The sequence below is a fragment of the Superficieibacter electus genome, assembly GCF_002915575.1.
In the GTDB taxonomy this organism is placed as follows: Bacteria; Pseudomonadota; Gammaproteobacteria; order Enterobacterales; family Enterobacteriaceae; genus Superficieibacter; species Superficieibacter electus.
This window is the reverse complement of record NZ_PQGD01000007.1, coordinates 198,483-214,876: the sequence shown is the minus strand read 5'-3', so window position 1 is coordinate 214,876 and position 16,394 is coordinate 198,483. Positions and strand designations below refer to the sequence as shown.

Genomic DNA, 16,394 nt, shown 5'->3' with positions numbered 1-16,394 from the left:
TTATATTTCAGACTTCCAGACATGTGAACTCTCCTTCTCATTATTATGAACGGTGTTGGCAAACATCTACTTTCACCTTATTTTGCTGGCGGGGACCGAGTGGTAATGGGTAAACGATCCCGGTGCAGCTTAAGGTTTGATAACGACTTTGATGGAGTCCAGCGTTTTGGCCATATCAAACGCTTCTTTCCAGTCATCAATAGAATAAAAGTGAGTCACAATACCTTTGGCGGTAATTAGCCCGCGACTGAACAGATCGATGGCGACGTCATAGCTATATGGCCCCAAATGTGCGCCGCGAATATCAAGCTCTTTACGGTCGCCAATAATGGACCAGTCAACCGTAGTTTCTTTGCCAAACACGCTGAACTCAACAAACCGCCCCAGCTTGCGGATCATCTCCAGACCCTGCGTTACCCCAATTGGCGCGCCGGTCGCTTCGATATATACGTCGCAGCCATAGCCCTCGGTCATTGATTTAACGATGGCCACCGCATCTTCTTTTGCCGCATTAATGACCACATCAGCGCCGAAAGTTTTCGCCAGCGCCAGGCGATCTTCCATTGTATCGATAACGATCAGTTTCTTCGGCGTTTTAAGATGAGCGACTTGTATCATGCATAGCCCTAATGGCCCGGCTCCCGCAATCACAACAACATCGTTCAAATCAATATCGCCACGGCGGACCGTATGGATAGCGCAGGCCATCGGTTCAATCAGTGCTGCGTCTTCTTCTGAGAGTGAGTCCGGAATTTTGTGAATAATCGCCCTTTCCGAGAAACGCATATATTCTGCCATACCACCGTCAGCAACATCTTTCTGGAAACCATAAATATCATGGGTTTCACACATCCAGTATTTCCCGGTCTTGCAGAATCGGCACTCATGACAAGGAACAATTTGCTCAGCCAGGATACGGTCACCAATTTTCAATTTATATTTTTCCGCAGAGCCCGGACCTAATTCCGCTACCCGGCCGTAAAACTCATGCCCTGGCACTACCGGTGTTTTTACCCATGGATTGTCTCCCCAAAACATTGGTGCGCCATCACTGGCTTTGCAATCGCCCGCACAAATACCACAACCATCAACCTTGATAACGACTTCTCTTTCTTTAGCGACCGGCCGAGTAATTTTTTCAAAACGATAATCTTTTGGCCCATGACAGACCACGGCTTTCATATTTTCAGGCAGTTGTTCCATAGCAAACCTCTTGTTCACTGATGACATTTAAAATGTCGTTGAATGAATTAAAATAGCTGGAGTAATATGATATTACTTAATACAGTGATATATCAGTCGGTTTCAATCGTCTGAATTTTGCTGCAACGATATTCTTCGCAAGGCAATTTATTGGTGATCAGTACATCGACACCTTCCAGATTACAAATTTTATATAATGAGTACTGATCAAACTTCATAGAGTCAGCGAGCAGTATTTTTTTATCAGAAACATTAAGCATTTCCTGCTTAAGCCGTACATTTAACTCGCTACCGTCCCTGATGTCATACTCTGGCGCAATGCCCTGGCATGAAAAGAAAAATTTGCTAACTTTAAAACTTTTGATGGTCAACTCCGCGACCGGGCCGTGAAAATCTCCATGCCGCTCAGAATACTCGCCACCTACACTAATAATGCGTATTTTCTTACGACAGGCCAGTGTCTGAACAATATTTAAGGAATTAGTAATCACCGTTAAATTGATATCCGGCAGTTGCCGCGCTAAAAACCAACAGGTGCTGCTGTTATCCATTATGATGCAGTCATGCTCTTTAATAAACGGCAGAGCGGCTTTGGCAATCCGGGTTTTAGCATCAGTACGTTCGCGGGTTCTTTTAATAAATGATTCGGCCGTATCCACAAAATTTTCCGACACGGCTTTTTGTTCCACTTCAAGGTAAGCATTATTATTTTCAAGTAATGCCGCACCACCAAAACTACGAACTATTTTCTTACTTTTAGCCAATATGGCTAAGTCCCGGCGGATGGTTTCCTGCGATACGGAAAACATATCTGACAGTTCTTTTACCCTGGCACAGTCATTCTCTTTTATATACCTGAATATTAATAAATGACGTTTTGCCTGGAGCATTTTTATTCTCAGTTATTATTTCGACATGACGCTATGATACCCAAAATGCTCTTTTTGTTAAGTGACTGACTTCATACAATACAGTGACGGCATTGCTAAAAAAAATTTATTAGAGGGTAATCATATTTTGTAGATGAACAGGATATAAATACGCTATTTTTCGTGATGTCAGTCACGTATTTGTGCGTATTTATTCCACTGAAGACGAAACCCGGACAGGAAGACGGTCATACCCGGTCATCATCACCATGCCCGATTATGACCGGGTTGTGACTTTTCACCGTAAAGGCGCGGTTTTCTGACGAATTAAAAAACATGTCAGGCTCAGGCAGAAAAACTATCACATCTCATAATGTAAAACGCCTCCCGAAGGAGGCGTGAATGGATTGCGTTTCGGTCAGGCGTTTTTCAGCACTTCACTGACGATCTCAACCGCTTCTTTTTCAATGCGCTTACGGTGTTCTTCCCCGAGGAAGCTTTCACAATAAATTTTATACGCATCTTCCGTGCCCGATGGACGGGCAGCAAACCAGCCGTTGTCAGTCATCACTTTAAGACCGCCAATCGCTGCGCCGTTACCGGGCGCTGCGGTTAAACGCGCGGTGATCGGGTCGCCTGCCAGCGTATCGGCGCTGACCATTTCCGGGGAAAGTTTAGATAAGGCGGCTTTCTGCGCAGTGGTGGCGCTTGCGCCCAGACGGTTGTAGCTTGGCGCGCCAAAGCGTGCGGCCAGTTCATCATAATGCTGCTGCGGGTTTTTGCCGGTCACAGCCGTGATTTCCGCTGCCAGCAGGCACATGATGATGCCGTCTTTATCCGTAGACCACGGCGTACCGTCAAAACGCAGGAAAGACGCCCCCGCACTCTCTTCGCCACCAAAGCCGAAGCTGCCATCAAACAGACCGTCCACGAACCATTTAAAGCCGACCGGCACTTCCACCAGCTTGCGTCCCAGATCGTTAACCACCCGGTCAATCATGGCGGAGGAGACCAGCGTTTTACCTACCGCGACCTCTTTGCCCCACTGCGGACGGTGCTGGAACAGATAGTTGATCGCTACCGCCAGGTAGTGATTCGGATTCATCAAACCGGCTGGCGTGACGATGCCGTGACGGTCATAGTCCGGGTCATTGGCAAAGGCCAGATCGAATTTATCACGCAGCGCCAGCAGGCCCGCCATTGCGGATTCTGAGGAGCAATCCATACGGATCACTTCGTCTTTATCCAGGTGCATAAAGCGGAACGTCTGATCGACGTGATCGTTAACAATAGTCAGGTTGAGTTTGTAATGTTCTGCGATCCGTTTCCAGTATTCGATACCGGAACCACCCAGCGGATCGACGCCCAGCGTCAGGCCCGCTTTCTGGATCGCCGCCATATCGACAATCTCCGCCAGTCCTTCAACGAACGGCTGTACCAGGTCCTGCTCTTTAACGTGCCCCGACGCCAGCGCCGCGTCCAGAGCCAGGCGTTTAACGCCTTTCAGACCGTCCGCCAGCAATGCGTTTGCCCGATCTTCCACCACTTTGGTAACGTTGGTGTCTGCCGGGCCACCGTTTGGCGGGTTGTATTTGATCCCACCATCTTCTGGCGGGTTATGCGATGGGGTAATGACGATGCCGTCAGCCTGCGCGCCGCCTTTTTTGTTATGTTCAAGAATCGCGTTTGAAATGGCAGGCGTTGGCGTAAAACCGTTGTTTTCCTGGATGATCATGTCCACGCCGTTAGCGGCAAGGACTTCCAGCACGGAGATAAACGCTGGCTCCGATAACGCGTGGGTATCTTTACCGACGTAACAAGGACCGGTAATCCCGTTTTTCACTCGCTCTTCCGCGATGGCCTGGGCGATCGCCAGAATATGCGGCTCGTTAAAGCTGTGACGCCCTGCGCTACCACGATGGCCGGAAGTACCGAATTTAACGGCATGTTCCGGGTTGCCCGCTTCCGGCTTCAGCACGTAGTACTGAGACGTCAACTGAGCGACGTTGATCAAATCACGTTGTTGTGCAGGCTGACCCGCACGATTGTGAACTGCCATTGCCTGGTCCTTCTGATGCAAGGGTTAAATAGTGCCGCAAACCTTTTCAATCAGCTCCGTCGGGAACTGCATTGATTGCATGATATGTTCAACCATGCCGCATTTACGACCTGTATTGGTATTGGTAATCACCCAGTAAGGGGTATTCGGCACCTGTTTCGGTTTCGTCTGATTACCGTTTTGTAACAGCGTTTGTTCGTCAGCCGCAAAGTAAACGCGGGTGCGCCCATGTAGCGACTCAGTCGCTTCGGCAAACGCGGCGTTGTCCAGTGAATAGAGTGTAGACAGGATTAACATGAAGCGGTTTACCGCCTTACGTTGTTCTGCGTATTCGTCAGACAACAGCAATTCACGTACCGCGCGAACGTTATCTTTAGGGGTATTAACCGGTTTTTTCTCGACCACGGGAGCAGGTACACTCGCCTCTTTATTTACCGGAGAGACAGGCTGTGATGCGGCAGAAAATTTCAGTATGCGCCGTAAAATGTCGGACGCGCTCTCACCAATGTGTTGAGTATGGCTGGCAATATAGCGATAGAGCTCGTCATCAACTTCGATCGTTTTCATCTTGATCCAGTACGATATTTTTGAGTACAAGTTATTGAGATTATAAGGGCAAATCTCAACTGCGGATAGCGTCAAGCCTGGATGACCGCAAAAGTCCGGAAACTTCTGAAAGCTTGCAGCCGGGCGGCAGAATGTTCACCATAATACCTTAACCTGCCTGAGTGAAAAAAAGATCTTTACCATGAAATTAAACACCCGCACGCAATCTGCACAACATTCGTCTGCATCATCGCCTATTGTTCTCGTCCACGGGCTGTTTGGCAGCCTGGATAATCTGGGTGTTCTCGCCCGCGACCTGGTGAGCGATTACGATATTCTCCAGGTCGATATGCGCAACCATGGTCTCTCGCCCCGCTCGCCGGAAATGACGTATCCGGCGATGGCGCAGGATCTGCTGGATACCCTGGATGAACAGGGAATTGAAAAAGCCACCTTTATTGGTCATTCGATGGGCGGTAAGGCGGTGATGGCCCTGACGGCGCTGGCGGCAGAACGTATTGATGGCCTGGTGGCGATAGATATTGCCCCGGTAGATTATGCAATACGTCGCCACGATGAAATTTTTAGCGCGATCAACGCCGTGACCGATGCTGGCTGCAGCACTCGCCAACAGGCGGCCACGGTGATGCGCACTCATCTTAATGAAGAAGGCGTGATTCAGTTTTTGCTGAAGTCTTTTGTTGACGGCGAATGGCGTTTCAACGTGCCAGTGCTGTGGGAGCAATACTGGCACATTGTCGGCTGGGACACCGTTCCGGCATGGACGCATCCGGCACTGTTTATTCCTGGCGGCAATTCGCCTTATGTCACCGAAGCATACCGTGAACCGCTGCTGGCGCAGTTCCCGCAGGCGAAGGCGCATGTCATTGCCGGAGCGGGACACTGGGTTCATGCCGAAAAGCCAGAAGCGGTACTGCGTGCCATCCGTCGTTACCTGGCGGAACGCTCCGCTGATTAAAAATACAACGTCTGCGCGCCAGATTGCCTGTGGACGTTGGCGTGCTCCCTGCACTGATGTATGATGGCGCGCTACCCAACCGGGCAATAGCCCGGCTGCTTGTTTCTCCCGAAGTCACTCTTAATCATGGCAAAAGAACAAACGGACCGTACGACATTAGATCTGTTCGCGAATGAGCGTCGCCCGGGAAGACCGAAAACCAATCCCCTTGCGCGTGATGAACAGTTACGCATCAATAAGCGTAATCAGTTGAAACGTGACAAAGTACGCGGCCTGAAGCGTGTTGAACTGAAACTCAATGCTGACGCGGTGGACGCACTAAATGAACTGGCGGATGCTCGCCAGATCAGCCGCAGCGAGCTTATTGAAGAAATCTTGTTGAACCAGCTTGCGCAGTTACGCGGACAAGGCACTGTCTAAAAAATAGCCTGAACACCCTTTTCATGTAGCACAGAGTGCAGTCGGGCATGATTGCTATTTCCGCGTACTTCTCTGTTCTGCTATCATTGCCCTTATCCGTGTGCAATACGCCACCACCATATCAATAAGTATCAAGAGGTTATTTTACTCATGGCAATCACAGGCATCTTTTTCGGCAGTGATACCGGTAATACCGAAAATATCGCGAAGATGATTCAAAAGCAGCTAGGCAAGGATGTCGCCGATGTCCATGACATTGCTAAAAGCAGCAAAGAGGATCTCGCTGGCTACGATATTCTGCTGCTGGGCATTCCCACCTGGTACTACGGTGAAGCACAATGTGACTGGGACGACTTCTTCCCGACGCTGGAAGAGGTAGACTTTAATGGTAAGCTGGTAGCGTTGTTTGGTTGTGGCGACCAGGAAGATTACGCAGAGTATTTCTGCGATGCCCTGGGCACCATTCGCGATATCATTGAGCCGCGCGGCGCAACGATTGTCGGCCACTGGCCGACAGCCGGTTATCATTTTGAAGCCTCCAAAGGTCTGGTCGATGACGATCATTTCGTCGGTCTGGCCATCGATGAAGATCGCCAGCCGGAGCTGACTGCAGAACGCGTGGAGCAGTGGGTAAAACAGGTTTCTGAAGAGCTGCACCTGAACGATATTATCAATGCCTGATGCCTCGATGACGTAACCTAATGGTTGCGTCCTATTGATAGGTATAAGCAATCAAAATAATTGCTACAATTTTTTAACTTTTCAGTACATATCTGTACAATAGCCACTGATTTAACGAGGTCGGCTGGTGCTTTGCGCCTTCCACCTCGTTTTAAACGCTAACTTTGTCTGATACTTGCAGTTTTCATTCAGGCACGGCAGTTCTATAATGAGAGGCATTATGACCGATGCACTCTCTCTAAATACTTCCCTGAGGGGAGTGAATCTTATAGCGACAGGACAGATTCCGCATGACTGACAACAATACCGCATTAAAGAAAGCAGGCCTGAAAGTCACGCTTCCCCGGTTGAAAATCCTGGAAGTGCTTCAGGGACCTGACAATCATCATGTCAGCGCGGAAGACTTATACAAACGCCTCATTGACATGGGCGAAGAAATTGGCCTTGCCACTGTTTACCGCGTACTGAACCAGTTTGACGATGCGGGTATTGTGACCCGGCATAATTTTGAGGGTGGAAAGTCCGTTTTCGAACTGACTCAACAACATCATCACGATCACCTGATTTGCCTCGATTGCGGTAAAGTCATTGAGTTCAGTGATGATTCTATCGAGTCCCGCCAGCGTGAAATTGCTGCAAAACACGGTATTCGTCTTACCAACCATAGTCTTTATCTCTATGGCCATTGCGCTGAAGGCGACTGCCGTGAAGATGAAAACGCTCACGAAGGCGTAAGTAAGTAGCCATACCGAAGCCAGCCTTTCAGGCTGGCTTTTTATTTTTTCCTCTTCTCTGATATTCAGAATTCATCAATATTTTTCTTTTTTTTGCCTGCTAACATTACCCTGCCCAAGCCGTCTCAGATGGCGTCATTTTGCCAGTAAATTGACAAGGATCGCGTCATGTTGCAACTCCCCGCTCCCCAGACGGCATTAGCCCATATTCTGGCTATTTTTGATAATGACATTGATAAGCGCCTTTTGATGCGGCGTAACCATCTGACATTCCAGGCGGATACCGTTTGTCTGCTTTACTCTGGAGATTATTCGTTGCTACGACGCCGTGATGAGTTGCTGGTGACCAGAGCGTTAGCGCCATGCATCGTCGGCCTGATATTACCTGGTACGATCGGCCAATTTATCACCATCCGGGCAAATGGCGATTGCCATTATCAACTTGTCAGTAATGAAGATTTTTTTAATAAGATTGCCGATCAGCAGGCATACCACGACGTGTATACCCTCTTGCTGGAGCACATCACATGGCAATATCAGCGAGAAGAGTTGCTATTGGGTCACAGCAGCCAGGTCTGCGTTCAGGGTGCAATACATCTGCTTGACCAGTCAGAACCGCTCATCAGGGATAACACTAATGTGGCTGATTTTGTAGTGAAATCGACGAAGCTGTCACGCAGTATGGTGATGAAATCAATGGCGTTATTACGTCAACAAAAGGCGATTGAGGTTGTGAAAGGCAAGCTCGGCCGCATCAATTTTCTTCCTGATATCCATTAAAAAGCCCGGCAACACGTGCTGCCGGGCATAGTCATCATTGCCAACATCAAAAGATAGTAAATGGCGCGATGACCATAAATTTCACATCGCGCTCGTCCTGGAAGATATTACCGTATCCGCCCGAGTAGCTTGGAATATCGGAATGGTTGTCATATTCGGTGAAGTGAAGCTTGAACATGGTCCCTTTAGCCCGGCCATCCTGAAGGGTGTACACCGCATCAAGGCTGTAAGAGGACTCTTCAATCGTTCTGTCTTTATCGTAGTAAGCATCCGGGTTAAGCTGCCAGGTTGATGGCTTCGCATCCCAGGCGTAAACATAAGAAGCGCCCACGTTCCAGCCGGGCAGATCCCAGTTCTTTAAATCGTACATTGCACCAAAAAAGACGGCTTTTTCGCCGTTGGCATTAAAGTCAGAACGGTTATCCCACCAGATATCAAGCCGCCCGTTAGATGACGCATAGGTCGGCGTCATACGTTGCAGGAAATATCCCTGCTGGCCATCTGCTTTTACCCAGGTACCTTCCAGGCGCAAATCAACTACCTCAGCGGCCTTATAGCCGAACGTCAGCGCCTGCAACCAGGCCGTACCATCGTAAATATCGTTGGTACCATGATCGTCAACTTTGTCGCGCGTTCCGTAGAACTGATAACTGGTGGTAAGAGGCCCACCCGCTACGTCGAATTGATAGCTGGCTTTAGCAAAGTACTGATCAATATAGCCCTCAGCCTGTCCGAAAGCGGCTTCCAGTACGAAGTTATTTTTAAAATCGTATTTTGCGCCGATAGAATGCAGGTAATCGACATTGGTCTTCTGGTCATTCTGATAGAAATGATCCATCTCCAGATGCCATGGGGATTTGTATTCGTTGGTCCACATATACGAAAAACTGAGCGCGCCGGCATCGCCATAGTCGAAATTCGCTCCGGCTTCAGCGCCCTGGTAAGTACCAGGCATAAAGCTCCAGTGCGGAGCCAGTAGCGTTTGTCCGGTCGGCTGAATATAGCCTGCCCGCGCCCAGGCCGGGCCATATTTGAATTTTGCCGCCGCCTTATACAGACTTATTCCGCTTTTATCGCCGGACCAGTCTTCATCATAGGCTTTGTTACTTTTCGAAAACGCAATTTCGTTCGGGTGTGCGCTATCACCGTTTTCAGCCATTTCGATGGCTGTAAAGGCGGCAATATCGAGGCCGAACATATCGGCAGCGTAGCCGGACTGGAAATCTAGGTTGGCGTTCCAGGTGGCATGGGAAAGGTTAACTTTGTATTTATCATCTTCGGTCACATCTTTACGGTCACGTTCACGCTGCCAGTAATAGATACCACCGGTTAGGGTTGAATCGTCGAAAAAACCTTCAGCTTTGGCCTGCGGAGAAGCCATAAAGCCAGACATTGCGGTGACGCCGGCAATAGCCAGCGCCAGCGTACTACGTTTGCCACTGAACGTACGCATGGGTGATCCTCTTTGACTTTAAAAACGCCGACTTACGCGGCGATAAAAATAAAATTAAAAAGTAGCCAGCTAAAAATGTGACCGGATACTGGAAGGTAGAATATTTTTCGCGTCGCGAATTATCAATCTTTTTTAGCGGGGAAAATACAGGACTATGATAAAGCGCACATAATTCATCTTATTTTGTAACACTTTAAAAAGGGTGGAAGCGCACTGATTTACGCAATGATTGATGTCAAAACAATAAGTTATTTATATGATTGTTATTAATGAAGTTTATGCGTAACGGCAGAAACCCAGTAATTAATTCGCGACGCGAATAGATTCTACTGCATCGTCTGGCCTGGTTAACGGATAAAAAAACGCCGCATTACGCGGCGTGAGTGGGCTATGTTGGCTTGTTAATCGGGTGGCGCTGCGCTTACCCGGCTGCTAAATACAGATACATCAACATATGACATCCGTATCGAAGATCTGTGCAAGCGAAGCGCCGCCAGGCATCATTCCACGACGCGACGCTTTACAGCCAGCCATCCGGATTACTCGCCGATTTTAGCCCAGGTATCACGTAAGCCAACGGTGCGGTTAAACACTGGCTTTTCCGCGCTAGCGTAGCGGCTGTCCAGGCAGAAGTACCCTTCCCTCTCAAACTGGAACGCGTTACCCGCCATGGCATTCTTCAGAGAAGGCTCGGCAAAGCCCTGCCGGATAACCAGCGATTCCGGGTTGATAACCGTCAGGAAATCGTCCGCAGCGCCCGGGTTAGGCACGCTGAACAGACGGTCATACAGACGAATTTCAACCGGTAGCGCGTGCGTGGCGCTTACCCAGTGGATCACCCCTTTCACCTTACGGCCATCAGCCGGATCTTTGCTCAGCGTGTCAGCGTCATAAGAACAAATGATGGTAGTGATGTTACCTTCCGCATCTTTTTCTACACGTTCTGCCTTGATGACATAAGCATTACGCAGGCGAACTTCTTTACCCAGCACCAGACGCTTATATTGCTTATTAGCTTCTTCACGGAAGTCCGCGCGATCGATCCAGATCTCACCGCTAAACGGGACGTCACGAGTCCCCATTTCCGGTTTGTTCGGATGGTTAGGCATAGTAACCATTTCGCTTTCGCCCTGCGGGTAGTTTTCGATGACCAGTTTCACCGGATCGATCACCGCCATCGCACGCGGCGCGTTTTCATTCAGATCTTCACGAATGCAGGATTCCAGCGAGGCCATTTCAATGGTGTTGTCCTGTTTAGTCACGCCGATGCGCTTACAGAACTCACGAATGGAAGCGGCAGTATAGCCGCGACGACGCAGACCGGAGATGGTCGGCATACGCGGATCGTCCCAGCCTTCCACGTGCTTGTCAGTCACCAGCAGATTCAGCTTACGCTTGGACATCACGGTGTATTCCAGATTCAGACGCGAGAATTCGTACTGACGCGGGTGAACGGGGATCGTGATGTTATCCAGCACCCAGTCGTATAAACGACGGTTGTCCTGGAACTCAAGGGTACACAGCGAATGGGTAATGCCTTCCAGCGCATCGCTGATGCAGTGAGTAAAGTCGTACATCGGATAGATGCACCACTTGCTGCCGGTCTGGTGATGATCGGCAAATTTAATGCGGTAGATAACCGGATCGCGCATGACGATAAACGGCGAGGCCATATCGATTTTGGCACGCAGACAAGCTTTACCTTCTTCAAAACCGCCGCTGCGCATTTTTTCAAACAGCGCGAGGTTCTCTTCTACGCTGCGATCGCGATACGGGCTATTGGTGCCGGGCGCTTTCAGCGTGCCGCGATATTCGCGGATTTCGTCCGGCGAAAGCTCATCGACATAGGCCAGACCTTTGTTAATCAGCTCAATAGCATACTGATGGAGCTGGTCAAAATAGTTCGAGGAATAGCAGATGTCGCCCGACCAGTGAAAGCCTAACCACTGCACGTCATTTTTAATCGACTCTACGTATTCGATGTCTTCTTTTGCCGGGTTGGTGTCATCAAAACGCAGGTTACACTGTCCCTGGTAATCCTGAGCGATGCCAAAATTCAGGCAAATCGATTTTGCATGCCCAATGTGCAGGTAGCCGTTTGGCTCCGGCGGGAAACGGGTATGAACGGTAGTATGCTTACCACTGGCCAAATCTTCATCAATGATCTGGCGAATAAAGTTAGTCGGGCGGGCTTCTGCCTCACTCATCGTGGGTTCCTCAAAGCGTAAACAACAGATAACGGCGTATGATCTTATAAGCCAGTCCCGGAGACAACCATTAGTTACGGAAATTACGCACAGGAGGAGAATTCTGCAGAATTTAACGGCAAAAAAAGCAGCGGAGGTCAATCCCCCGCCGCGGTAGTCATCACAGAAGTGGCTGTAATTATTTACTTCTGATCTCGTAAAGTGGCGTTTGACCGGCTACCACATGCCCCGTCGCCTGAACCACCAGCGCACTAAAATCATCGCTGTTGCTGCACACCACCGGGCTTATCATCGAGCGGGCGTTAGCATTGAGGAAGTCCAGATCCAGCTCAAGCACCGGCTGACCCGCCACCACTTTCGCCCCCTCTTCCACCAGCCGCGTGAAGCCCTGGCCATTGAGCGCCACAGTATCGATCCCCATGTGTACCACGATTTCCGCGCCGTTTTCGGTCTCCAGACAGAAAGCATGGTTGGTATTGAAGATCTTAACGATGGTACCTGCCGCCGGAGCAACCACGGTTTTTTCCGTCGGTTTCACCGCCACACCGTCCCCTACCGCTTTGCTGGCGAAGGCTTCATCAGGCACCGCATCCAGCGCCACAATCTCACCGGTGACAGGCGATACCAGTGCGGCGATCACGCTGTTATTCAACCTGGCCTGCGGTTTTGCCGCAGCGGGTGCAACCGCCGTTGGCGCGCTAGTCGTCGAGGCTGCCGGGACCGGACCGCGCGCCACCACGCGTTTCATGACGTCACCAATCGATTCCGCTTTCGCGCCCACAATGACCTGAATGGTCTGTTTATTCAGTTTCACCACGCCAGAGGCACCCAGACGTTTGCACATGGCATCGTTCACCAGCGCAGCATCGGCAACAGTCAGACGCAGACGGGTAATACAGGCATCAATAGCTTTCAGGTTATCGGTTCCACCGACGGCAGCAACATAGTTGGTGGCCAGTTGAGTCAGCCCCTCTTCGGTATTGCTGTTAGCCTCTTCTTTAACGATGTCTGCTTCCTCATCTTCACGGCCCGGCGTTTTCAGGTTGAACATGCGGATCACAAAGCTGAAGACCACAAAGTAGATTGCGAAGAAAATCAGCCCCATCACCACCAGCATCCAGACGTTGCTGCTGGCGGCCGGCAGGTTATACATCAACGCATAGTCGATGGCACCGGCGGAGAAGGAGAACCCGGCGTGAATGTTCAGGGCGGTCGCCACAAACAGACTGATCCCGGTCAACAGCGCGTGCAGGAGATAGAGCAGCGGCGCGAGGAACATGAACAGGAATTCCAGCGGCTCGGTCACGCCGGTCAGGAAGGCGGTGATAGCCACTGACAGCAGCATCCCACCCACCATCGGACGACGGGCTTTCGGCGCGGCAAAGTACATCGCCAGCGCAGCACCCGGCAAACCGAACATCATGATTGGGAAGAAGCCGGACATAAACATCCCGGCAGTGCCGTCACCGGCATAGAAGCGGTTAATATCGCCATGGAAGACCACGCCTGCGGCATTAGTGAATTCACCGATCTGGAACCAGGCGATGGTATTAAGTACCTGATGCAGCCCGGTTGGGATCAGCAGACGGTTAATAAAGCCGAAAATACCGGAACCCAGCGCACCCGCTGAGACAATCCATTCGCCACCAGAATGAATCGCGTGTTGCACCGGTGGCCAGACGTAGCCGAAAATCGCGGCCAGGATCAGGCAGAAGAAACCGGTAGCAATCGGCACAAATCGCTTGCCACCAAAGAAACTCAGGAAGTCAGGAAGCTTGATATCCGCCCAGCGGTTGTACACTGCGCCCCCCACCAGACCGGTGATAATACCGGCCAGCACGCCCATATTAATTTCCGGGTTAATCGTGACCATTGCTTTGGTCAGCACAAAATATCCTACCGCACCTGCCAGTGCAGCCGCACCCGCACTGTCTTTCGACCAGCTGGATGCGACACCGATAGCAAAAATTAGCGCCAGGTTATCAAAAATCGCGCCACCCGCCTGCGCGATGAACGGCACATTCAGCAGATCGGGTTGCCCGAATCGCAATAAGAGCGCTGCAACCGGTAGTACAGCGATAGGCAGCTGTAACGCCCTGCCCAGCCGCTGAAAAAAGCCTAAAACGTTCATGTCATTCCCCCTGAGTAACCCTGATAAGGCTCGTTTAAGACAGCCTTTTTATTGTGAGACAGATGCTACGATCATCGATTTCATTCATATGAATTATGATTCTCTGCAAAATTAATTCGTATCGCAAATTAAATCCGTATTTTTTGTGATTTTAATCACCAAATATCGTTTGCAACACGGCATAATGCTGGCCATGCAATAAAACTTATTTTATCATTCAAAAAATCAAGGCAGATTTATCCCGGTCAGTGGCAAAGTGCATTACTCTTATCACTGCACAGACGCTCAATCTGCACACTTTTTTCTTATACTTAGAGGTGAACAATGAGACTGATTCCACTGGCAACTGCAGAGCAGGTCGGAAAATGGGCAGCACGCCATATCGTAAACCGCATCAATGCTTTTAAACCGACCGCGGATCGTCCATTCATTCTTGGTCTGCCGACGGGTGGTACTCCGCTGACCGCCTATAAAGCGCTGGTTGAGATGCATAAAGCAGGCGAAGTGAGTTTCAAACATGTCGTGACCTTCAACATGGATGAATACGTTGGCCTGCCGAAAGAACATCCGGAAAGCTATTACAGCTTTATGCACCATAACTTTTTCGATCACGTTGATATCCCGGCTGAAAACATCAACCTGCTGAATGGTAACGCGCCAGATATTGACGCAGAATGCCGCCGCTATGAAGATAAAATTCGTTCCTACGGTAAAATCCACCTGTTTATGGGCGGCGTAGGCAATGACGGACATATCGCCTTTAACGAACCGGCTTCCTCGCTGGCATCGCGCACCCGTATTAAAACGCTGACCCATGACACCCGTGTGGCAAACTCTCGTTTCTTTGATAATGACGTTAATCAGGTGCCAAAATATGCCCTGACCGTCGGCGTTGGCACGCTGCTGGATGCTGAAGAAGTGATGATCCTGGTGCTGGGCGGCGTAAAAGCGCAGGCGCTGCAAGCGGCGGTTGAAGGTAATGTTAACCACATGTGGACCATTAGCTGTCTGCAGTTACATCCTAAAGCCATTGTGGTGTGTGACGAACCTTCCACCATGGAACTAAAAGTAAAAACGCTGAAATACTTCAACGAGTTAGAAGCTGAAAATATCAAAGGTCTGTAATATCCTACCGTCCTGAGTCAGTATGCAGGACGGTTATTTTTGCCACCGGGGGTCAAAATGTATGCATTAACCCACGGCCGGATTTATACCGGTCACGAAATCCTTGATGACCATGCGATCGTTATCGCCAATGGGCTTATCGAACGGCTTTGTCCGCTGGCAGAGCTGCCCGCTGATATTGAGCAGCGCTCGCTACACGGGGCCATCGTCTCCCCCGGTTTTATTGATGTCCAGTTAAATGGCTGCGGCGGCGTGCAGTTCAATGATACTGCCGAGGCAGTCAGCGTTGAGACGCTGGAAATCATGCAGCGTGCGAATGAAAAATCCGGCTGCACCAGCTATCTGCCAACGCTCATCACTACCAGTGACGATCTGATGAAACAGGGCGTGCGCGTGATGCGTGAGTACCTGGCAAAACACCCGCACCAGGCGCTGGGCCTGCATCTGGAAGGACCGTGGTTAAACATCGTCAAAAAAGGCACCCATAACCCGCAGTTTGTCCGCACGCCGGATGACAAGCTGGTCGATTTCCTGTGCGAAAACGCTGATGTCATCACCAAACTCACCCTTGCGCCAGAGCAGGTTGCGCCTGAGATAATAACAAAACTGGCAGCCGCGGGCATCGTCGTTTCCGCCGGGCACTCGAATGCCACGGTTAAAGAGGCAAAAAGAGGTTTTCGTGCCGGTATCACCTTCGCGACCCATCTGTATAACGCCATGCCCTACATCAGCGGCCGCGAGCCGGGTCTGATTGGCGCTATTTTTGACGAGCCGGATATCTGGTGTGGCATTATTGCTGACGGACTTCACGTTGATTATGTGAATATTCGTAACGCTAAACGCCTGAAAGGCGATAAACTTTGTCTGGTAACAGACGCAACGGCTCCTGCCGGGGCAGATATTGATCAGTTCATTTTTGCTGGTAAAACAATATACTACCGTAATGGACTGTGCGTGGACGAAAACGGCACGCTGAGCGGCTCGTCGCTGACCATGATTGAGGGCGTTCGCAATCTGGTTGAACACGTGAACCTCGCTCTGGATGAAGCGCTGCGGATGGCAACCCTTTATCCGGCACGGGCGATTGGCGTAGATAAGCAGTTGGGCAGTATTGCACCGGGAATGGTCGCCAACCTGACCGCTTTCACGCGCGATTATAAGATTATCAAGACCATCGTTAATGGTAACGAGGTCGTCAACGGGTAAA

At 50.2% G+C, this 16,394-nt stretch carries 14 protein-coding genes; 7 read left to right on the top strand and 7 right to left on the bottom strand.

The features are described 5' to 3' along the window. Positions 1-129: 129 nt before the first annotated feature. The 4 genes from CHU32_RS10755 to seqA all read right to left on the bottom strand — a co-directional run bounded on the left by CHU32_RS10755 (position 130) and on the right by seqA (position 4,698). Complete coding sequence (locus CHU32_RS10755) at positions 130-1,203, bottom strand: zinc-binding dehydrogenase (protein ID WP_103677470.1); 1,074 nt, start codon at positions 1,201-1,203, stop codon at positions 130-132. A 92-nt stretch (positions 1,204-1,295) separates the two neighbouring features. After that, a complete protein-coding gene (locus CHU32_RS10750; protein ID WP_103677469.1) occupies positions 1,296-2,093 on the bottom strand; it encodes a DeoR/GlpR family DNA-binding transcription regulator in 798 nt (265 codons plus the stop codon). Between the two features lie 397 nt (positions 2,094-2,490). Next, on the bottom strand, positions 2,491-4,131 hold the full coding sequence (pgm, locus tag CHU32_RS10745) for a phosphoglucomutase (alpha-D-glucose-1,6-bisphosphate-dependent) (RefSeq protein ID WP_103677468.1): 1,641 nt from the start codon (positions 4,129-4,131) through the stop codon (positions 2,491-2,493). Between the two features lie 24 nt (positions 4,132-4,155). Continuing rightward, a complete protein-coding gene (gene seqA, locus CHU32_RS10740) occupies positions 4,156-4,698 on the bottom strand; it encodes a replication initiation negative regulator SeqA (protein WP_103677467.1) in 543 nt (180 codons plus the stop codon). A gap of 181 nt (positions 4,699-4,879) precedes the next feature. Between seqA and ybfF the strand changes: the two genes are divergently transcribed. The 5 genes from ybfF (at position 4,880) to CHU32_RS10710 (ending at position 8,271) form a co-directional block, all read left to right on the top strand. Beyond that, the gene (ybfF, locus tag CHU32_RS10735) at positions 4,880-5,656 is read left to right on the top strand and encodes an esterase (protein ID WP_103677466.1); all 777 of its coding nucleotides are present in this window, start codon (positions 4,880-4,882) and stop codon (positions 5,654-5,656) included. A 126-nt stretch (positions 5,657-5,782) separates the two neighbouring features. Next, positions 5,783-6,076 (top strand): LexA regulated protein, encoded by a 294-nt coding sequence (gene ybfE, locus CHU32_RS10725; protein WP_103677464.1) that lies wholly within the window; start codon positions 5,783-5,785, stop codon positions 6,074-6,076. A gap of 150 nt (positions 6,077-6,226) precedes the next feature. Continuing rightward, positions 6,227-6,757: a flavodoxin FldA gene (fldA, locus tag CHU32_RS10720; protein WP_176691689.1), complete on the top strand. Its 531-nt coding sequence runs from the start codon at positions 6,227-6,229 to the stop codon at positions 6,755-6,757. Positions 6,758-7,047: 290 nt separating this feature from the next. Continuing rightward, complete coding sequence (fur, locus tag CHU32_RS10715) at positions 7,048-7,500, top strand: ferric iron uptake transcriptional regulator (protein WP_103677462.1); 453 nt, start codon at positions 7,048-7,050, stop codon at positions 7,498-7,500. Between the two features lie 159 nt (positions 7,501-7,659). Continuing rightward, entirely contained in the window at positions 7,660-8,271 is a 612-nt protein-coding gene (locus CHU32_RS10710) for a helix-turn-helix domain-containing protein (RefSeq protein ID WP_103677461.1), read from the top strand. 46 nt (positions 8,272-8,317) lie between these two features. Here CHU32_RS10710 and chiP read toward each other — a convergent pair whose 3' ends face one another. From chiP to nagE, 3 genes are all read right to left on the bottom strand, one after another. After that, the gene (gene chiP, locus CHU32_RS10705; protein ID WP_103677460.1) at positions 8,318-9,724 is read right to left on the bottom strand and encodes a chitoporin ChiP; all 1,407 of its coding nucleotides are present in this window, start codon (positions 9,722-9,724) and stop codon (positions 8,318-8,320) included. A 539-nt stretch (positions 9,725-10,263) separates the two neighbouring features. Beyond that, complete coding sequence (gene glnS / locus CHU32_RS10700; protein ID WP_103677459.1) at positions 10,264-11,931, bottom strand: glutamine--tRNA ligase; 1,668 nt, start codon at positions 11,929-11,931, stop codon at positions 10,264-10,266. Positions 11,932-12,109: 178 nt separating this feature from the next. Further along, the gene (gene nagE / locus CHU32_RS10695) at positions 12,110-14,062 is read right to left on the bottom strand and encodes a PTS N-acetyl glucosamine transporter subunit IIABC (protein ID WP_103677458.1); all 1,953 of its coding nucleotides are present in this window, start codon (positions 14,060-14,062) and stop codon (positions 12,110-12,112) included. 324 nt (positions 14,063-14,386) lie between these two features. Here nagE and nagB point away from each other — a divergent pair, with 324 nt between their 5' ends. After that, entirely contained in the window at positions 14,387-15,187 is an 801-nt protein-coding gene (nagB, locus tag CHU32_RS10690; protein ID WP_103677457.1) for a glucosamine-6-phosphate deaminase, read from the top strand. A gap of 57 nt (positions 15,188-15,244) precedes the next feature. Then, positions 15,245-16,393, top strand: a complete 1,149-nt coding sequence (gene nagA, locus CHU32_RS10685) for an N-acetylglucosamine-6-phosphate deacetylase (protein ID WP_103677456.1) — start codon at positions 15,245-15,247, stop codon at positions 16,391-16,393. The last annotated feature ends 1 nt before the right edge of the window (position 16,394 follow it).